At 55.2% G+C, this 20,127-nt stretch carries 15 protein-coding genes and 1 pseudogene; 4 read left to right on the plus strand and 12 right to left on the minus strand.

Annotated features, from left to right (window positions below):
• Nucleotides 1-26: 26 nt before the first annotated feature.
• The 5 genes from AC0L6S_RS10360 to AC0L6S_RS10380 form a co-directional block, all read right to left on the minus strand.
• The gene (locus AC0L6S_RS10360; RefSeq protein WP_473428411.1) at nucleotides 27-1,730 is read right to left on the minus strand and encodes an arylsulfatase; all 1,704 of its coding nucleotides are present in this window, start codon (nucleotides 1,728-1,730) and stop codon (nucleotides 27-29) included.
• 165 nt (nucleotides 1,731-1,895) lie between these two features.
• Nucleotides 1,896-2,267 (minus strand): response regulator transcription factor, encoded by a 372-nt coding sequence (locus AC0L6S_RS10365; RefSeq protein ID WP_473428412.1) that lies wholly within the window; start codon nucleotides 2,265-2,267, stop codon nucleotides 1,896-1,898.
• Nucleotides 2,268-2,321: 54 nt separating this feature from the next.
• Nucleotides 2,322-2,945, minus strand: coding sequence for a response regulator transcription factor (locus AC0L6S_RS10370; RefSeq protein ID WP_473428413.1), 624 nt, complete (start codon nucleotides 2,943-2,945; stop codon nucleotides 2,322-2,324).
• A gap of 5 nt (nucleotides 2,946-2,950) precedes the next feature.
• On the minus strand, nucleotides 2,951-4,996 hold the full coding sequence (locus tag AC0L6S_RS10375) for a GAF domain-containing sensor histidine kinase (RefSeq protein ID WP_473428414.1): 2,046 nt from the start codon (nucleotides 4,994-4,996) through the stop codon (nucleotides 2,951-2,953).
• Between the two features lie 184 nt (nucleotides 4,997-5,180).
• Nucleotides 5,181-6,329 carry an aromatic ring-hydroxylating oxygenase subunit alpha gene (locus tag AC0L6S_RS10380; RefSeq protein ID WP_473428415.1) on the minus strand — a complete coding sequence of 383 codons (1,149 nt, stop codon included), beginning with the start codon at nucleotides 6,327-6,329 and terminating at the stop codon, nucleotides 5,181-5,183.
• A 225-nt stretch (nucleotides 6,330-6,554) separates the two neighbouring features.
• On the opposite strand from AC0L6S_RS10380, the gene AC0L6S_RS10385 reads away from it, so the two are divergent.
• Nucleotides 6,555-7,172 (plus strand): TetR/AcrR family transcriptional regulator, encoded by a 618-nt coding sequence (locus AC0L6S_RS10385; protein WP_473428416.1) that lies wholly within the window; start codon nucleotides 6,555-6,557, stop codon nucleotides 7,170-7,172.
• Nucleotides 7,173-7,248: 76 nt separating this feature from the next.
• Here the strand turns inward: AC0L6S_RS10385 and AC0L6S_RS10390 are convergent, their stop codons facing one another.
• From AC0L6S_RS10390 to AC0L6S_RS10400, 3 genes are read right to left on the minus strand one after another with little or no spacing between them, the layout of a single operon-like run.
• Nucleotides 7,249-8,271 (minus strand): TIGR03617 family F420-dependent LLM class oxidoreductase, encoded by a 1,023-nt coding sequence (locus AC0L6S_RS10390; RefSeq protein WP_473428417.1) that lies wholly within the window; start codon nucleotides 8,269-8,271, stop codon nucleotides 7,249-7,251.
• A gap of 12 nt (nucleotides 8,272-8,283) precedes the next feature.
• Complete coding sequence (locus tag AC0L6S_RS10395) at nucleotides 8,284-9,318, minus strand: DUF7064 domain-containing protein (RefSeq protein ID WP_473428418.1); 1,035 nt, start codon at nucleotides 9,316-9,318, stop codon at nucleotides 8,284-8,286.
• Nucleotides 9,315-11,819, minus strand: a complete 2,505-nt coding sequence (locus tag AC0L6S_RS10400) for a PEP/pyruvate-binding domain-containing protein (protein WP_473428419.1) — start codon at nucleotides 11,817-11,819, stop codon at nucleotides 9,315-9,317. The genes AC0L6S_RS10395 and AC0L6S_RS10400 overlap by 4 nt, the downstream gene beginning before the upstream one ends.
• 126 nt (nucleotides 11,820-11,945) lie before the next feature.
• On the opposite strand from AC0L6S_RS10400, the gene AC0L6S_RS10405 reads away from it, so the two are divergent.
• Complete coding sequence (locus tag AC0L6S_RS10405) at nucleotides 11,946-12,572, plus strand: TetR/AcrR family transcriptional regulator (RefSeq protein WP_473428420.1); 627 nt, start codon at nucleotides 11,946-11,948, stop codon at nucleotides 12,570-12,572.
• A 137-nt stretch (nucleotides 12,573-12,709) separates the two neighbouring features.
• Entirely contained in the window at nucleotides 12,710-13,456 is a 747-nt protein-coding gene (locus tag AC0L6S_RS10410) for an SDR family NAD(P)-dependent oxidoreductase (protein ID WP_473428421.1), read from the plus strand.
• A 29-nt stretch (nucleotides 13,457-13,485) separates the two neighbouring features.
• On the opposite strand, the gene AC0L6S_RS10415 is transcribed toward AC0L6S_RS10410, so the two are convergent.
• The 3 genes from AC0L6S_RS10415 to AC0L6S_RS10425 form a co-directional block, all read right to left on the minus strand.
• Nucleotides 13,486-14,529, minus strand: coding sequence for a CNNM domain-containing protein (locus AC0L6S_RS10415; protein WP_473428422.1), 1,044 nt, complete (start codon nucleotides 14,527-14,529; stop codon nucleotides 13,486-13,488).
• Between the two features lie 323 nt (nucleotides 14,530-14,852).
• Nucleotides 14,853-15,875, minus strand: a complete 1,023-nt coding sequence (locus tag AC0L6S_RS10420; protein ID WP_473428423.1) for a tyrosine-protein phosphatase — start codon at nucleotides 15,873-15,875, stop codon at nucleotides 14,853-14,855.
• Nucleotides 15,875-16,933, minus strand: a complete 1,059-nt coding sequence (locus AC0L6S_RS10425; protein WP_473428424.1) for a phosphotransferase — start codon at nucleotides 16,931-16,933, stop codon at nucleotides 15,875-15,877. The genes AC0L6S_RS10420 and AC0L6S_RS10425 overlap by 1 nt, the downstream gene beginning before the upstream one ends.
• A gap of 158 nt (nucleotides 16,934-17,091) precedes the next feature.
• Between AC0L6S_RS10425 and AC0L6S_RS10430 the strand changes: the two are divergent.
• A pseudogene (locus AC0L6S_RS10430) lies at nucleotides 17,092-17,373 on the plus strand (MauE/DoxX family redox-associated membrane protein); the annotation flags it as partial.
• A 236-nt stretch (nucleotides 17,374-17,609) separates the two neighbouring features.
• On the opposite strand, the gene AC0L6S_RS10435 reads toward AC0L6S_RS10430, so the two are convergent.
• Nucleotides 17,610-19,760, minus strand: coding sequence for an FAD-dependent oxidoreductase (locus AC0L6S_RS10435; protein WP_473428425.1), 2,151 nt, complete (start codon nucleotides 19,758-19,760; stop codon nucleotides 17,610-17,612).
• Nucleotides 19,761-20,127 lie beyond the last annotated feature (367 nt).

Here is a 20,127-nt window from a genome sequence, read left to right on the forward strand (position 1 = left end):
AGGGTCTTTCATAAGTGCCCCGCCGCTTATTCGCTGGCGTGACCGATATGTTTCGCATCTTGCATGGCTTTCATCACCTGATCGAGATTGTAGCTTGCTGGCGGCTGCAGCGATGGGAACTCCTGATAAGTAGCCAGTTCCTTCATCCACATTGCCTGCCCGATCGGCAGCATATTCCAGTCATACAGATACGCGGTACTCGGCGCTGCCAACGCACCGCCCATCGACATGATGCTCTGGTCGGAGAGTACATTTCGCTCAAACGGATCGCGCTTGATATTGTTGACCTGCGTCCAGTGGTAGGTCTGCACGCCCATCAAACCGCCAGAGGCAGTCGATGGTGCCATCGCGTAGTAGAACTTCCAGTTCTTGTACCGCACCGCAGAGGGGTTTGCGCCGCTGTAGTAGAACAGGTAGTCACGCGCTGAGTCGCCTTTGCCCAACAGGTACGCACTCTGATCGTGACCATCCAGCGTGGTCTTCACGATACCGCTGTATTTTCCGGCCTCGATGGTTTTCTTCAACTCATCCCCTTTGGGGCCACCGGCAATACTTACCAGTGTTGGCACCCAGTCCAGCGCGGAGAAGATCTGGTCCTTGACCACACCCGCTTCAATGTGTCCGGGCCAACGAGCCACCATCGGCGCGCGCATACCGCCTTCCCAAGTAGTCAGCTTACCACCGCGGAACGGGGTGACACCACCGTCAGGATAGGTGATGGTCTCGGCGCCATTGTCGGAGGTGAAGACCACCAGCGTGTTATCCAACTCGCCCATATCTGCCAGCTTATCGAGCACGTAGCCGATGTTGTCGTCCATCTGCTTCATACCGACTTCGTTGATACCCCAGTCCTTGCCACCCTTGGTGCCAAGCATGTCGGCATATTTATCCGAGAACACCGTGGTGATATGCATACGGGCCGGGTTGTAGTACACGAAGAACGGCTTGCCGGTTTTGTCGGGATCGTTGCGGTCGAGGAAATCGATAAGTTTGGCGGAAATTTCTTCGTCCACATTTTTGGAACGCTCCAGCGTGAGAGGCCCCTCATCCTTACACGACTGGTTCTGCTCGGTGCCATCAACTGAGGTACAGGCGATCACCGGACGCGGCGGCATCATGCAAAGCGTGGTTTTCGGGTCAACGGCGCCGGGGGGATCGGAAAGGCCTTTGACGGGTGTATTCCTACAAGCAGGCACCACGGATTGTACTTCCGGGCTGCTGTTGATATCGGGAAAACTCACACCCTGCATTGCATCCAGATGATAGAGATACCCCCAAAATTCCTGGAAGCCGTGTGCAGTCGGTAGTGATGCCGAGATATCCCCGACATGGTTCTTACCAAACTGTCCAGTGGTATATCCCTGATCGTAAAGGAATTTGCCGATGGACGGCGTACCCGGCAAAAGAGAACTGGTGGCGCCCGGTAGTTGTGGCATCAGCATGCCGGCGCGCAACGGATGCATGCCGGTAATGAACGCAGTACGACCGGCTGTACAGCTCTGCTCCGAGTAGTAAGTCTGGAACAGAGCGCCCTCATTGGCGATGCGATCGATATTTGGGGTTTCACCGACCATCAGGCCACGGTGATAAGCCGCCACATTATAGATGCCGATATCATCGCCCATGATGAACAGAATATTGGGCTTGTCGGCGGCATTTGCCCATGCCGATACGCTGGAAATGGCCAGAATACAGCCCAGCCGCAGCGTTAACTGCAAAATGGATTTCATTTTTTCCCTCCGGGATACTCGCAAGTTAAGGAATGCACACTTTCAGTACCTGGCACAAAATGCGGAAACAGCACCGATATGCCCGATACTGCACGATCGCGTCAGTAGTTGGTATTGAACGAAGGTTTACTTCAGAGGCGAGACAGCTCACGTCGTCACAGCCCATCAGTGTGTCACCAGGCATTGTTCAATTGCCGCAATCAGACGAATATCATCCACAGGTTTAGTGAGGTAGGAGGCAACGCCCATATCTGCAGCGCGTGCGCGGTATTTTGGCAGGTCAGTCCCGGAGAGAATGATCACCCGGTCACGTGCACTGCCCATGCTGCCAAGGCGGTCCAACACTTCAAACCCATCCATACCGGGCATCTGCAGATCCAGCAGGATACAGCCACTGGGTTCTTTATGCTGGGCAGCCAAAAACAGCGCACCGTCGCTGAAAAGTCGGACGGTGAACCCATGGGCGAGCAGTAGACGGCCGAGAGCCCGTGCAAATGCGGGCTCGTCATCCAAGACTGCCACTGTAGCGGAAGTCACGTTCATCTGCCCGAGTATGCTGTGCTGTGGGGCGAGCGGCCATACAACCTTAGTTCAATCGCTGACGGTAGCAATCCCGAGGTGCTCGGCGATACGCACCAGCTCAGCGACAGATGGGGCTTCCATTTTCTCGGTTATACGCATGCGGTGTACCTTGACCGTCTGCTCGCTGATGCCCAGAACATGCGCTATCTGCTTGTTCAATCTGCCACTTATCACATGGCTGAGAACCTCGCGTTCGCGCGGCGTCAGCCGGTTAAGGCGCGCACGCTCCTCACTGAGCCCTCGCTCCCTGGCCTGCTGTCGCGCATGCTGCGCCACACTGTCATGCACTGCTGCCAGCAATTGGGCATCGTCGAAGGGTTTGGTCAGGAAGTCGACCGCACCGGCCTTGATAGCGCGTACGCTACTGGGAATATCACCCGTACCTGTCAGAAAGATTACCGGAACCGTGCTGCCTGATCGCTTCAATTGCTGCTGCAGTTCAAGCCCATCCAACCCGGGCATCGACACATCGAGTATGAGGCAGTCAAGATATGCGATGTCTCCAGACCTCATCAGCGCTTCGGCGGATTGGTGGCAGCGGACCTCAAAACCGACTGCGTTGAGCAGCCGCTGCAAGGCCCGCAGTATCGCTGGCTCGTCGTCTACAAGACCGATTGTGGCAGAATGACTCACCTAGCTCACCCCATAACTGTCGGTGTGAATTCAACAGCGTCAGCTGCTGTGTTCGGTTGGGCATCTGCCAAGGGGAAACGACAGCAGAAAGTAGCTCCGCCTTCCGGATTGTTTACGGCACGGATCGTACCTTGAAACGACGTCACAATAGAGCGACCGATTGCCAGCCCCAGACCCAATCCTTGCCCCTCCTTGCCGTATGAAACGAAGGGCTCAAAAACACGATCGAGAATGTTTTCGGGAATGCCTCGGCCCGTATCTACAATATGTAATTCCACAAAACCCGCATCGATTTTCGTGGCTACAGTAAGGTAACGCTTATCTTCCGGTGTCACTTTCATTGCATCGCAGGCATTCAGTACCAGATTCAGAATCACCTGCTGCAATTGAACACGGTCGCCGTAGATGAAAGCACTGTTGTCATCGAAAGACTTATACACTACAACACGGTGGTTGAGTATCTCCGTATTTGCCAGCGCCACTGTATCCTGCAGCACAGCACTGAGATCGATACGCTGCAGTGTCGGCTCCTCTTTTCGCAGCAACGCTCGCAACTGATCGATAACATCCCCTGCTCGCCGGTTGCTGCTTATAATGTCATCTAGAGTCTCCCGCAATAAATCCTGGGAAGGGTTGGCGGAATCCAGCACTCTGCGGGCAACATCGGCATTGGTTCGCATCACGGCCAATGGCTGACTCAGTTCGTGAGCGAGCGTCCCTGCAATTTCTCCCAGCATCGATACGCGCCCCATGTGCGCCACTTCGGCGCGCTGCCGATTAATCTCCAGTTTTGCCCGTTTGTGCTCAGTAACTTCGCGCAAGATGCAGAGAATTTTGTCGTTACCGCAGGGGACAATTGAGGATTCAAAATAGCGGGTAGCCTGAGCGCCCAGCCGGATAAACCCTTCGATATTCTCCTGTTGACAGCAGGTACTGACGCGCCTGATTCCGGCCTCCAGCCTGCTGCCCAGTTCTCCGGGAATTATGTCGCCGATCGTGGTGCTTTCATTGATTGCCTGCGTGCCAGGCAAAGACGAAGCATCACGCAGGTGCCAATCCACCAGTACACCTTTGGGTGTAGTCATGAATACCCAGTCGGGTATCGCATTCAACATGGCCTTGTTGCGCGCCTCACTCTGGCGTAGCACCTGCTGGGTATGGTGCTTGTCAATTGCCACACTGGCAAAGTGCGCCGCCGAATCCATCAGTTCGAGTTCCTGTGACGTCGGCAACCTCGCCGTGCGTGCATAGATCGCAAATGAACCAATGACATCGCCATCACGCGAAAACACCGGTGTCGACCAGCATGCGCGCCCTCCCGAGAAATTCTTTATATCGTCATAACCTTCCCATAATGGATCAGAAAAGATGTCTTCCACGATGACTCTGGCTCTACGGTACATGGCCGTACCACAGGAGCCGCCGCGCGGCCCCACTGCCAGCCCATCGACCGCCAGGGTGTACGCATCGGGAAAATCGGGCGCCACTGAGCTTTCTACCGCCTTGCCATCTTCACCCAACAGCAACACACAACAGGCGGTGTCGTCGGAATACTGTTGAATCAGGTTTACAAGCCTTTCCAGTACCTGCTCCAGCGGCGTCCCACCTGTGACACTTTCGAACATGCTGTGCTCGAGCGCACAAAACTCTTGCTGGCGCCTGCTACTAGTGACATCTCTGGAGACACAGAGAATCTGCGACGAATCCCCGTCGCCAGTTTGCAGCAGACTGATAGACACTTCCCACCAGGATTTCTTCCGGGAGGCCTTTCCAGACGAAACCACGGTCTGCGAACTCTTTCCTGCGCGAGCGCCGGCGATAGCCTGTATTAGCGTGTTTTGATTTCGGGGGCTGAAAAACTGCTCGTACCGCTGATTGAGGCACTGAGAGAAGTCCGTGCACTGAAGTTCCCGAAGCAACGCCTTGTTTGCATACAGGATACGGCCTTCGCGACTCAGCACCGAAACACAATCATCAAGGCTTTCTACGATGTGACGTTGCAGCGCATCCGGCGCCGATATTTTCTCGAACTGACTCCCCGGGGAAGACATTGTTACATTGGCCTCACAGGAGATTCCTGCTCCTGACTGTATCGACAAATCGATGATTAGAGGCCAACTATATTAAAGTACCTTTTCCGGATTAGGTAGTGCTGAAACACAGAATCCCACATCAAACCCGGCCTAACCTTGAGCACTGTCACGTTACCGTAACCAGTGCGTCATAAAACCGATATTAACGCGCCCGTGTCGCTGCCTTTACCGACTTGATGAAGTGCTGCGTACCGGGTTCGTTCCTACCAATCACAATACCGGGCAAGCCGTTTTGCAGACCGTTGGTACAGGCCGTGATGACACCGAGGTCTTCGCGAACGACCTGCTGCATATTGTCAAACAACTCCTCATACCCCTGCCGGGTTTCTTCATCATCTATCCGTGTATTGGCCATGCCTAGATAGCACAGCATGCCGGTGTCTGGAGTGCTGCCCGGCATGAAGTGCAGAAACTCCAGACCGATAGGCGAATTGGCAATAATCAGATTGGGGAAAATATTATAGATGACACCCAGATGCTGGCTGCCAAAGAAAGGCTGCGGGTCTTCATTGAGCTGCCGGATACTCGTCAGCGGCGAGAGCAGCCTTGAGTGATAACCGAGGGCGTCAAAGCCGGTAACGTTGGAAATCGTACCCTGACCCACAACCGAATTCGCATGCACGTATTGAAAATGGTAGAACTCGGTGAAGGCCTCGACGGCGTTTTTCCAGTTTGCGGGCACCTGATAATGCTGGTGAGAGATATACTCGAAATCGGCGTAGTTCCACTGTGCCAGTTCAGGCGCCAGATCGCCAAACCAGTCGTCGACGTTGAGGCTTGCCTGTGGGTCCAGTACATACCAGATAAACCCGTATTTTTCTTCACTGGGCAGTTCCAACAAACCGTGAGCGTCTTTGTCGATACCCTCGAAACCCTGCTGAAACGGTATACCTTTCAGCTCGCCATCACTGGCATACGTCCAATTGTGATAGGGGCAGGAAAATCGCTTCTGGCATCCCGTACCGTCCTCGACAATCACAGCACCGCGGTGGCGACAGGCGTTGAGAAAGACGTGTGCCTTGCCATCATCATCACGGGTAACCAGAATGCGGCGATGATTGTTCACCGTCCGCGCCACATACTGGTTGGGCTCGCGAATCATCGCAGTGGGTGCCGCCACAGCGGGCACTGATTCCATCAACTCACACTCCGCGCGCCACTGTGCTTCGTCGGTGTAGAACGCCCCTTCCACTTCCAGTACAGCATCTGCCATTTCAGTGCTTTCAGCGTTGACCAGTTTCAATACGCGGGCGGTGAGTTGATCTGCCAGACTTTGTTGCATTGAGTTCATAGTGGATCCTTGCGGGGATATGCCCCTATTGATGACTGCCAGCCGCCGCCTGTATGAGCGATGGCCAAACTTCGCGCCAGATACCCGGGACAGCAACACACTTGCCCTATTCAGTATACGACAATAATATAATATGTGTCTTATTTATACGACACAATATATAATTATGTCACACGCCGTCAAGCCCACGAAGCGGACGGATGGTTTCAATTTCGGAGTAAGGATGTGGCCAGAGAATTGACAGTGAAAAACGCCATTGGCAGGTATGCCACGCCGGAAGACATCACCCGCGAAAAACTGCTGGATGCCGGAATCGCCTGCCTAGACCAATACGGGCTGAAGAAAACCAATATGCGCCTTATCGCGCAGGAGTCGGGTATTGTGCGCCAGACGGTGTACAACTATTTCAACAGCAAGTACGAGTTGCTCTCGGCGGCGTTTCAGCGCGAAGGGATTCGCCTCGGTGAGGACGCCTCCCGCCACATTGAACGGTTTCAGGGTGCAGAAGACAAATTGGTTGAGGGCTTCCTGTTCATCTATGAGACCTTCCCCAAAAACCCGATTCTGTCGAAGGTGCTGGAGCCGGGGCAGGACTTCATGGGAACCGTCGGCCTATCCAGTGTGCCCTTCGCCTTTTTTGGCGAGTTGGTCTTTCACGAGGTGTTTGAGCAGCACCCCTATCTGCAGCCGGACATCGCGAATATCTCGGAGCTGTGGATACGCAATGTGATGTCGTTTCTTATTGTTTCGGGGCCCGACAGTAAAACCCGGGAGGAAATGGAGCACTACGTCCGCCGCTATTTACTCCCCGGGGTAGGGCTGCAAACGCCGCAACCCACCTGACTGGCTCAACAGTCACACCGCGCTGCCGAAAAACGTATACGCGCAGCTATGGCAGGTGCAGGCACAGCCCGCGCCTTCAGCTATTATCAGTATCCCTGATGGCCTGGATAATGGGTTTCCAAAAGCCTGCGGGCGTTGCGTAAGGTGTGTACAAACTCAGCCTGTCGGGCAGAGAACCGTATTTCTGTGCGACGCGGGCGGCAATGTTCTGTGGCTCATCGTAAATACAGAATGCCTCAAAGAAGCTGTCATCAATCAGGTCTGCCAACTGTTCCCACTTCCCCTCTTTGGTCAGGCGGTTCGCTTCCGGTTGCAGATCTCCGTACCCGATTGCATCCATCGGTGGAATGTACGCGGGAGTTGATGCATAAAACCCCAGCAACCCCTTAATGCTGGCCTTGGCCGCCTGCATGTCCGCTTCATTCTCGCCGGTTGCAATCATTGCACCCAGTGACATGATGAACTCTGATTCCGGTTTGTCCGCTTTTGCCAGCCCCTTGCGCACCGCGGGCAGGGCGTGCTGCTCGATGAAGGCCTGATTGTTAAACGGGTGCATAATGATACCGTCGGCCACTTCACCGGCCACCTCGGTCATCTTCGGGCCCAGCGCGCCGAGCAGTATGGGCGGCTTGCCGTAGGGGTTCGGGCCTGCGTTAAACATCGGCGTCATCAGGGTGTGGCTGGTAAAATCACCCCGGAAGTCGAGCCGTTTACCGTCCTGCCAGCAATCGAAAAAAGCCTTTGTAGCCAGAATATGTTCGCGCATCCTCGCCGCCGGGCGTGAGAACTCACAGCCGAAACGTTTTTCGATGTGCGTTTTTATCTGTGAACCCAGACCGAGCAGGAACTTACCCTTGCTGAATTTGTGCAGATCCCAGGACTGGTAGGCGAGGTGGGAGGGGTTGCGCGGAAACGCCACCGCGATACCGGTGGCGATATCCAACTCCGGCGCATGCTCAGAGGCCAGCAGCAGTGGAAAGAAGGGGTCGGCATTGCCCTCAAGGCTATAGACACCATCGAAACCATCCCCTGCCAACCGCTTTGCTTCGGCGGCGGCGTTTTCCACGGTGGCGTAAAATGGCGCATCAATTTTTAACATGGGTACACGTCTCTAGTTGTTTTTGTCGGTATTGTTATCGCCACTGGCGCTAACGCTGCGATTGCATTCGAACCAGCCCGGGCTGACCACGCCTTCACGTTCACCGTGGAACTGGCAACGGACCAGTGAGCGCCGATACTCCGTGCGCTTGGGTGGGTCGAACGTGTGGGTAATATCGATCTCAGTACCGGACACTGCGGTCACATCGGCGTGAATGACGGTACCGTTTTCGGCAGTGAGTGTCACCTTGCCCTGCACCGCTTGCTCAGGCGCATCGGCATTGTACTCAATCTGGAAGTCCACATCCGAAAGATTCACCATTTCGCCGTCCTTACCCTTGAAATAACCCATCTTGATCTCGGGCCATTCGGGAATTTGCACCACGGTCGCCTGCAGGCAGAAGTCCTTGTTGTTAATCACCAGGAAGGACCATTCCATATCCCAGGGCCGCGGGCCCCAGGAGTGGTCGCGCTCACCGCGCACCTCAAAGGATTGATCCACACCATCAACACTGGCAGTGCAAAGCGCTTGTATCGGTTGTTCATAGCGATTGGTCGTATAACCCTTGGCGCTGTGGCTTTCAACCTCGCCTACCCCCTTGGAATGGGGTGGTGCCAGCGCGTCCAACTGCAGGCTCACCGCAACCGGTAGCACCATACCCAGGCGCCTGCCGCTGATCACCCGGGCAAAGCCGCTGACGTTCATGGTACCGTTTCTCAGCGGGTCACCTGGAGTGTAGCTAAACGCCAGGCCCCAGCCCCGATAGCTGAAAGAGGTATCCTTGCTGTTCAGGTCCAGCGCTGACAATGGCAGGCGATTCTCCTCTATTAGCAGCCACTCCTCGTTCTGGTAGAGAAAAAGCCAGAACAATACCCGTTCCTGTACCGGGTGCCAGCCGAGTCGGCAATGGCCTGCGAAGGTCGCGTCTTCATTATACCAGTCGAAAAAATAGGATTCGTTCCAGTCCGCATGATCGGGGCTAAAGGGGTGCGTGTACTCGTCCTCAGGCGCTATGCCAAATTGGCCGATATCGAATGATGCACTCATAGTGGCGTACTCCCGGCAGTGATGTTGTTATTGATAGTAGCGTGCCCTGTCTGCTGAACAATGGCGGCAGCACCCTGTTCCAGTAATTCTACAATACCCTTGTCCGCATCCAGACGAATCATGTCACCCGTGGCGATTCTGCGCGTGCCGACACGGGTATTCACGATTGCCGGCAGACCATACTCGCGTGCAATAACAGCACCGTGTGACACGGAGCTGCCAATGTCGGTAATAAGGCCCGCGATCAGATTAAAATACGGTGTCCAACCGACATCGGTAATCGGCGCGACCAGGATTTCACCCGGCTGCAGGGCACTGGCCTCCTCCACACTGCGAGCCACCCTGGCGACCCCCTCCACGACGCCTCGAGAGACAGGGCGACCACTGATAACGCCCTCCTGCGCCTCGGCAAGTTGGCGATTATCCAGCGGTCGTGGCGGGCCGTAACACACCTCGTCGAACTGGATCTGATCCTGGAAACTCAAAGCCTGCCTGCGCCTGTTGGCAATGTCGACCCAGGTACGGCCTGTCGCGTCCTGCTGCTTTTTCTCAACCAGCGTTTTCAATTCCTCGTGCGTGAAGAAGAAAAGCTGGTCGCTGTCTGTAAATACACCCTCGGCAACCAGGCGCTCGGCCAGTACACGATACGCTTCAGACAGCTTGTGTGTTGTCAGAACCAGCATGGACTTGGTTGCCTCGCGCCGGCGGATGGCGTTGTGTGCCTTGGGTAGTATCCAGCGCAAGCCGCGTGACAGCTCATCAAGATTAATGGCCGCGGGGCGGGTATCGACCGTCGCGGCGCGCAGCCTGGCCTTGACGCTGGTCTGAATCGTTGTCACCAGTTCGGTCGGCGCCTGCACCCAACTCGGCTGGCGCAGGCAGAGTTCCCGGTATCCCCGGTGACCGTGGCGCTTCAGGAATGCATCATAGGCATTGGCAATGTCATTTGGCGCGCTGTGTTGCAGCCATGCGAGGGCGTTTTCAGCATCTGCCTCACAAAAGTTATTGGCCTGCTCTGCCGGCAACGCGGCGATCTTGAGGGCGATATCATCGAGTTGATCAACCAGTACTGCACTCTCTACCCCCGTCGCCCCGGCCAGCAGCCGGGATGCCTCCGATTCCAGGTCATCCGGGTTATCGAGGTTTCTGGACATAATGGCGCGCAACAAACTGCCGGTGAGCCCCGAGGTAGAGGACGATTGCAGGTGTACGCAGTAGGCTCGATTCAACACCGGTACGGCGGCGTCAATAGCGCGCATCACAGCCCGGCTATCACCGGAAGTATCGATATCAAAATGCGCCAGTTCAGTACGGAATACAGCGATCGCTTTGTCGGCAGTCAGTGCATAGCGCAGCAAACGAGTGAACCCCGTGAGGCGAATAAACAAGTTCTTTTGCGGCGGTGGCTCAAACCCCTCAATGATGCGCCCGCAGATGGTTTGCCCCATCGACTCGACATCCACTCCCCACACTGTCTCTGACGCGGCGGCAGCGCCACTGAGATTGATAAACATCTGGCCGTGACTGATGGCCACCTGTGTCCAGTCATCGGTGATCGCGGGTCTGCCTGCATAGGAAACATGCATATCCTGCATGCCATATTCGATGCCGCGGCCAGTAATTGACAGCGTTAACGGGCAACAGGCCCCCGGCATCATTTCGCCAATATTGCAGCGCGTGACAATTTCACTGTCGGTCAGAGGGGTGTTGAATTCGCGTAGATCGCTGGCCAGCGTGGTCACCGGACGTGCCTGCACCCAGAACAACTGCCCCTGGTGATCTATCGCCCACTCCATATCCAGCGGCTGACCGGCCAGTTGCGCGGCGGTACGCGCCTGACTGACCAACAACTGTTGTTGCGGCTCAGATAGCAGCGGCGTGTCTGACAACAACTCCTGATAACACAGTGTGCCGGATTCATCGAATTCATAGTGATCCGGCGTGGCCTCCCCACTGACCAGGGCTTCACCGAGACCCGCAACGGCATCCACGACCAGGCGATCATAGCGGTTACTCACCGGGTCCACCGTGAACAGCACACCGGCAATGGCGGCATCCACCATTTTTTGCACCACCACACACATGGTTGCCGGCGCTATGTGCTGGTCGTGCTGATAGGCATCGGCGCGATCACTGTGCAGTGAGGCAACACACTGCGCTATCGCGCTGCGCAGGTGTTCAATGCCCTGAACATCAAGCACGGTTTCATACTGCCCGGCAAAGGACGCATGCTCGCCGTCTTCACCCAGTGCCGAGGAGCGCACAGCCACCTTGCCCTCGCCGAGCTGACGATAGAACGCTATCAAGTCCGCATCGGAATAGGCGGTATCGGCCGCCAGAATCACAAAGCCGTCCGGGCACGGCAGCTGCCAATCCATGAGTTGCTTTAAGCCATGCGCCTTGCCACCTGCCGCCTGATCTTGCAGATCCTTCAGCCAGATCAACTGTTCGCCTGCACTGTGCCGGGTGTCCATTGCGCTGAGAGCCTCTACCGTTATCATCTATTTACTATACGATCGAATAGCGTATACACTATACGTTCGCATAGTAACGGGATCGGGTCAATATACCGGCGACAGGAAATTGTCCGGTAATCCACGGTGGTACAACAATTGTCAGGTATGAGAATGGCGGAAGCGGAGAACAAGGATAGGAGCTGCCGGCGCACGGCGATCATGGAAGCTGCGGCCCAACTGTTCGGCCAGGTGGGATTCGAGGGCACCTCAATGAAGGCGGTGGCCAGTGCTGCCGGGGAGAAAAAGACGCTGGTGCAGTACCACTTCCGCTACAAACAGCAGTTGTGGGAAGAAACCGTGGCGCATGTCTGGGAGCAGCGCAACCAGGCCCTGCCCAGCTTTACAGAAACCACGCAGCACGACCTCTCCACCATGGAAGCCATGGAGGAACTGTGCCGCTATATCCTGAAGTTCACGTTTGCCAACCCCACCTGGGTGAAGATCATGTTCCAGGAGGCATCCACCCCCGGGCCGCGACTGGACTGGATGGTGGAGCGCTTTTTTATCCGGGATTTTGCCGACGGTAAACGGGTGGTGGAACTGGCCCAGGCTCGCGGCGTACTGCCTGATGTGGAGCCGATGCACCTCTTGTATACCCTCTCAGGCGCGCTTATTTACCTCATCAATGTAGCTCCCATTATCGAGCGCGTGACGGGACAGGGGCCTGCGGACGACGTGTTCATGGAGCAGTATGTTTCGACCTTGCTGCAGATCCTGTCCGGTGGAAACAAAACCTGAGACAGACTTTACAGCGTTAATCGAGGCCGCTTCTTTCACGCAATTGCGGGCCTTTTCAAACCAGTATAGCGGGATAAAAATTACATGGGAGTCTTACGATGAATAATGGTGCAAACGCAAGTCTAGGGAATGCTGGCGTGACACTGGTCACTGGCGGGGCTAGCGGGATGGGGTTACTGCTGGCGAAGAAACTGGCGGCACAGGGGGACAGGATTGCCGTGGTTGACGTCAACCCGATACCGGAGGGTGAAATTGACGACGCCAGTTTCTTTATATGTGATTTGTCCGATCAGGAAGCGACACAGCGCCTGATAGAGGAGATTGCCGACACACTGGGTGCCGTCACCCGCCTGATCCACTGCGCGGCCATTATGCCCGGCGGCGATCTGGCCGATATGGAGGCGGCACAGATAAACCGTGTCATGGCTGTTAATTACATGGGAACAGTGAATGTCACCAGCGCGGTACTGCCAGATATGCTGGCAAAGAATAGTGGCAGCATATCCGTCATTGGATCGATGGCGGGCAGCGTATTTACCCATGGCCTGGGCGCATATTGCGCCTCCAAGGCTGCCACCAACACGTTCGTCGAAGTGTTGCAGCAAGAGAACCGCCACAACAATGTCCACATTATGCTGGTCTGCCCACCGATGGTGAATACACCGCTGGTCGACCAGGCCGTGGCCGGCGGCCCCAAGAGCCTCGGTCTGGCCAAATCGACCAATCGTATGGCATCGCCGGAATCCATTGTCGATGCAATACTCGAAGGGCTGGCGAAAGAGTCCGTCACCGTGCGGCCCGGTGAGGCGGGTTTTATGATGTGGCTGCGCCGATTCTCGCCGGCCCTGCTTTGGTGGGTGATGCGCAAGGCCAACGCGCGGTAGCTGGGACCTTTTCCAGTCCTCCCCGGATGTTACTTCGGCGTTTTTACACGCTCACGGTACTTATCGCGAGCCAGTTCCTGCATATCGGCGACGGTGTCGCTCTCATCCATGATTTCACGCCCCAATAATGTTTCAATTGCATCCTCCAAGGTGACAACACCGGCTGTCTGGCCGTATTCATCCTCAACCAGGAACAAATGATCACGGCGGCGAATAAAGCTGTCGAGCAGGGTTAGAATCGGCAGTTCAAGCGACACGCGGTGAATCGGCATCAAATAATCCGTCAAGGGTTTATCACCCTCGCCTGCCAACATCGCCTCCAGAATACGCGGACGCAACACCAAGCCAACTACTGAGTCGAGATTTTTCTCGTAGACCGGCAAACGGGTAAACCTTGAATTTGGCTCTGTCTGGATTTGCATCATGGCCGCTTTCACAGTGAGCGAGGAGTCCAGTGCACTTACTACAGAGCGCGGCGTAAGGATTTTGGCTGTTCGCGTTTGTCGTAACTGCAGAATGTTTTCGAGCAACAACCCCTCCTGCGCCCCCAGAGAACCGTGGCGCGTTCCCAGCTTTGCCAATGCAGCCATTTCCTCGCGGCTTATCATGGTATCGTGGCTGGCTTTTCCGAACAGGTCTGTCAGACGGCCCGACAGCCACACTAGTGGAAACAGCAACTTCACCAACCAGGAAATCACCTGCGCTGAAGGCAGAGCGAGCTGCTTCCAGAAAGTGGCTCCCAGAGTCTTGGGAATAATTTCTGAGAAATACAGAATTACCAACGTGAGGACAAACGCGATAAGTGTTTCCCAGCGAGCACCGAACACTTTGGCCGCCTGGGCACCCACGCCCGCAGCGCCCATGGTGTGCGCAAAGGTATTGAGAATCAGAATGCTGGAGATGGACTTGTCGAGGTTATCCTTGACGTTCTTCAGAATGCGGCCGCGCCGTGGATACGGCTCCAACTGGCTCTCCACGAAACCCGGTGTCACAGACAACAACACCGCTTCAAGCACAGAACACAGAAAAGAAACACCGATCGCAATGACCAGATAGGTGATTAGCAGAGTCATGGAATTACCTGTTCAACAAACATCTAACGGCTGAATCTCCAATTATATCGTCACTGGCCACCCATCCTGTGATGAGAGCCTTACCCGGTGCGCCGCTGGTCAAGCCAGGCCTACCGACAGCGACATGCTCATCACAAGCGCCTGTATTGCCAGTGGCAGTACACAGCATTAGTCATGTGACAGTAAGGATGCTATCACAAGCCAGAATTGCGTACGCACAAAGACTCGTGTGGCCCAGCGAAGTAGCGACCATATCGTACTTTGTACCAGTACCGCGCTAAAGCGTTATCAGACCGGTGATCAACTCGGGCCGTACACGCTCACTAATGAAGGTAATGATCACGCAGCAAGGCAACCTTTCTTTCATCGAGACCGAGAGCCGACTCATAGAATGCCTGCTTCGAAGTGTACCGCTCGCGGATTTCCTTAAAGCAGGCGAGTATATACTCTGGCCGCACTTCCAACATGGGCCGCAGTATCTCATGCCCCAGCGCGCCGCCGCTGGTATCCGTCACTTGATTGGACAGGCGCTCGAGCTCTTCATCGAGTGGGAGGCAGGCATTGGTGAGCAGATAGTCTGTCACAATATCGTCTTCCTCCACTCCCAAAACATCGAGAATCAAAGCGGCACCAAAACCGGTGCGGTCCTTGCCTGAAGCGCAGTGCAGGAGTAGCCGCTGGTCGTGAGTGAGCAGGTAGTCAAACATCTGGGCATAACGAGGCATCTGTGTGGCGACCAGCTCCCGATTCATCGTCTCCATAAAGGTGGCTGAATCCTGCACATCGATAATGCCATTATAAAGGCCTGTCATAAAACTCTGGGAGCTACCCGGCGTGACCGGAAGGCTCACTATCATCAGGTTGGGGTCGCCTCCTAACCGGGTGGGTTCCAGTTCCTGCTCTACCGCCTGGCGAAAATCGCAGATCAGCCTGATACCGAGACGGCGGACATACTCGATATCGGTAGTCGACAGCTCGGACAACTTGCTGGAGCGGTATATTCGTCCCCATTTCAGATGCCGACCACCGTGTGCCTGATAACCGCCCAGATCGCGAAAATTGGGTGCACCCTGCAGCGTCAACCTGCGCTCGGCGAGCACAAAACGCGCTCCATTTTCAAACTCGAGCAGGAAGTAATGCCTGATCGACTTGTCAGGATTTTCCACCAGCACCACTTCATCATGGCTATGAGCAACGGGGGCGCCCGGATCCTCGCCACTGTAAAAGTGTTCAGGGTCATCCGACATATAGACAGTCACTTTCTGGCCTGGGTTGGCACTGCGCCAACGGATAGCATAGTTGCTGTCCTCGTTGTGCTCCACGAGGCAGGAGATCAATTCGAGCATTACGTTTCTGCCTTTGCCTGCGGGACGGTTGGCTGGGCAGACTGACGTGATAAATCGTCCAGTAGCTCCGGCACGAGCCCGTCCAGTCGCACCATAACAGGCAGTATAAACGAGACCTGCTTCTCCCCGAGTTCGTGCTGTCTGGCCTCATCGAGATTCACAACACGTCCGACGTTGTACATTAACCAGTCCAGCCACTTACCCAACACACCGTGCAGGGCGGCCTCGAACAAATCACGCGTGATTATGCCGCCCGAGTGGGTATAAGCGGTGACAAACTGTGTAAACGTGTGGCGATTGAAATCCCCAGTGATACCACTCCACTCGAGGGCCACCGAAGTCACTTCCTGCGTAGGATTTATTTTATGGGCTGATTCCCAATCGATGATCACTGCATTCTCATCGGCATCCCAGAGCACATTCTTCTGGTCGAGATCACCATGGCTGACGATCTGCCGCCTGCCCAGCAGCGGCAATGCCCGCCTGTACTGCTCAGCGATGCGGCATAATAGCGCGCGGTGTTCATTGAGCTGCAAGGCCAGTTGCGGGTCTGCATGCTCACTGGTACTTATCATCTTCTCCACATCTGCTCTTTCAGTGGCATCAGCCAGCTTTGACTCTACGCCGGCAACATCGATATTGGCCTCATGCATACTCGCCAATAGTCGCGCAACTGCCAGCGCATGATGGGTAGACACCTCGCCCTCTGCCAGTGCAACAGCATCCGTCCAGGGATAGACGAGATACCCTTCATTATCTAGCACCTGCAGGTAGCGCCCCTGATACTTCAGTGCATGCACCGCGGCTATACCACATTGGGCAAACTTTTCCGCAACAGCTTCGGTAACATTGTAGTGGCGGACCGTATGTGTATCACCGGGATCGCTATCTGCCGAGAGTTGTTTAATGACAAAACAGCCATTCGCTGCTGGCAACTTCCAAACGCGATGATGAAAACCACCCGTGAGACTCGACATCGACGCCAACGGCTGTCCCAACTGCAGCCGTGAGCAGAGAACTTCTATATGCGTTTTATTGTCGGACAGTGGAATAAACACATCGTGCTCCCGCAGTGTCGGCAGTGTACATGATTGCCCTTCCGGACTCACAGTAACAGATCGCGCTACCCTCGATTGGAATCCTGCCAGACGGGGTATTGCGGCAAGTTTCCCACAAACACCCCGTTCGGTACACGTGAGCAGTACAGCTAAGGAAATGGGTGCGCTATGCCTATGTGCATCCATTCGGAGAAGCACTGGCCGGCATTCTGATGATATCCGGCAGCATAGTGTGGCTTGCCGCCCCGGTAGCACTCTTCATCGGGACCGTCGGTGCAGTGTCTGTTTTCAAGGCCGTGTATATCGACAAGCGCGAGTTGAAGTGTGCATGCGCAGGTGGCAACAGTAATGTGCCCCTTGGCTTTGTCTCACTGACAGAAAACCTGATGATGATAGCCATGGCCGTGTGGATGGTTGCCAGCAATCTAACGGGCATGTAAATGTTCAAACCCGACAGAACTGCGAGTGGCCGCCTGAGTGCGGCCCTGATGTGGAAAAGTCGCGATCTTACGAGCCTGTGACTGACCAGCCCGGCATTCAGCTCGTAGTTGTGGACGCGGCACCGATAATCACGGTGTGCCGATTCGTTCACACTCAGTTGATAGTTGCACAATACGCCAGTTCCTTGACACAGGCCCGATACTGCAGAACACGAACTGGCACGAGGATTCTGCAGTCAACCCCTGCGCCAGGTGTGATATCGCTCTACAAGCGCTAGCAGTTTCTGCGGTGCATGCGCTTTCTTCCACTCCCCGGCAGCGTACTTATTCGCCTCAGACCATGTAGGGTACGTGTGGATCGTGCCCATAATCTTGTTCAGGCCGAGACCGTGCTTCATGGCGAGTACAAACTCTGCCAGCAGATCACCGGCATGTTCACCCACGATCGTCACCCCTAGTATCTTGTCTTTTCCGGGAACCGTGAGCACTTTGACAAACCCGAGGGCTGCGCTGTCGGCGATGGCCCGATCGAGATCATCCAGGCCATAGCGCGTCACTTCGTGTGCCACGCCCTGCTCCCTCGCCTCCATTTCACTTAAACCAACCCGCGCCACTTCAGGCTCGATGAATGTTGTCCATGGAATCACCCGATAATCGGCCCTGAACTTCTTGAATTGACCAAAGAGTGCATTCACCGCTGCATACCAGGCCTGATGGGAGGCCGTGTGGGTAAACTGGTAGGGGCCGGCAACATCACCGGCAGCATAGATATTTGGATAGAGAGTTTCAAGGTAGTCGTTGGTTGTCACGGTGCGCGCAGTTTCGATTCCCAGCGTCTCAAGACCATAGCCTTCAAGACGGGCAGAGCGCCCAACGGCGCAGATCAACTGATCAAACGCCAGCCGCTGCTCACGACCGTTGTGCTCCACCACAATGTACTTCTCCTCGGCTTCACGTTCACAGCGCAAGGCCTTGTGGTCTGTCAGCACAGCGACACCATCACGCTCCAGCGACGCTTGCGCCAGCGCAGAAACATCTTCGTCCTCTCGCATCATGATGCGAGGTAACATTTCTACCTGTGTCACTTGCGAACCCAGACGTGCAAAGCTTTGCGCCAGTTCGCAGCCAATGGGACCACCGCCGAGAACAACCAGCCGTTTGGGTGCTTCATCCAATTGTGCAAACTCGTCCCAGAGTGTGTCACTGGTGACATAGCCCACCTCATCGAGACCCGGCAGTGGCGGCACAAACGGGCTGGCACCGGCTGCAATGACAATACTGCGCGTGGTCAGGCGCTGGGAACCGCCCTCATTGAGCGCGATATCCACCGTCCAGGGGTCGACAATTTTGGCGTATCCCTGCACGACGTCTACGCCCAGTTCCGTGTAACGTTCCACGCTATCATGCGGTTCGATGGCAGCCACTATACTGTGCACTCGCTGCATCACTTTCTTGAGTGAGAATGTGGGCTCACTGCTCTGCAACCCGTAGTTTTCAGCGTGGCGCTGCTGATGCGCCAGTTTCGCCGAGCGTATCAACGCCTTGCTGGGCACACAGCCGTAGTTCAGACAATCGCCACCCATTTTGTGCGCTTCCACCAACGTAACTTTTGCCTTAACAGTGGCGGCGATATAAGAGGCGACAAGACCACCGGCGCCCGCTCCAATAACGATCAAATTGCGATCAAACTTGTGGGGCTTTTTCCATTTAGCATAGACACGTCGCGCCTGAATCGCCGCTGTGACTTTGCGAGCCAACAGGGGAAAGATGCCGAGCAGCACAAAAGACAGGATCAAGCCGGGGGACAGTATCCCGGAGAGGCTCTCAAGTTGCGCCAATTGTGTACCGGCATTGACGTATACCAGTGTACCGGCGAGCATCCCCACTTGGCTGACCCAATAGAAGGTACGCGCCTTGATCGGCGTCAGGCCCATCAGCAGGTTGATCATGAAGAACGGAAATATCGGTACCAGGCGCAGCGTAAAGAGATAGAAGGCGCCATCCTTCTCGATCCCCTCATTGAGCGTTTTGAGGCGATCGCCAAATTTCGATTGCACCGTGTCCTGCAGCAAATAACGCGAGACAAGAAACGCCAATAGTGCGCCAATACTGGAGGCAAAGGAGATAATCACCGTGCCCCAGAGCAGCCCAAACAAGGCACCGCCGACCAGTGTCATCACTGCTGCCCCAGGCAGTGACAGGGCTGTCACCAGCACATAGATGCCAAAAAAGCCTGCAACCGCCAATAGGGGCGAGGATGTGCGCCAACTTTGAAATTGCTCCAGACTACCCTTTATCCCTTCTAAAGTGAGAATTTGGTTCAAGTCGAAAATAAAGAACCCTGCAATCAGTAAACAGAGCAAAACTACAAGGACAATTTTCTTCATCGTTGGTTCTCCTTCAGGAGGGGGGTGCTAACACTGCTTCCCTGCCCGACGCTTCAGCCGAAGCAGTGGTCGTCACGTTGATCGCACCTCTACACAGTATATTGGCCCGGCTGGCAAACCGATGGCTATAGTAGCAGAGCTATAATGACATAGTGCCACTCAATTCGAGGCGACCGCTATCCGTTGCGCCGCATTCTCATTTTGACCGGGAGTTTCGCCCACAAGTGCAGCTGTTTGCAGAGTCTGCAACAAAGCACGCACAATTGCACAATTTTCGCCGCGCTCCACGCGATAATTGGGATTCGATCCAGACAAGACCGATGCTATCAACAACGGAAAATCTACACGCTTTTACAAAATCGCTGCA

Source organism: Halioglobus sp. D3-4 (assembly GCF_055809315.1).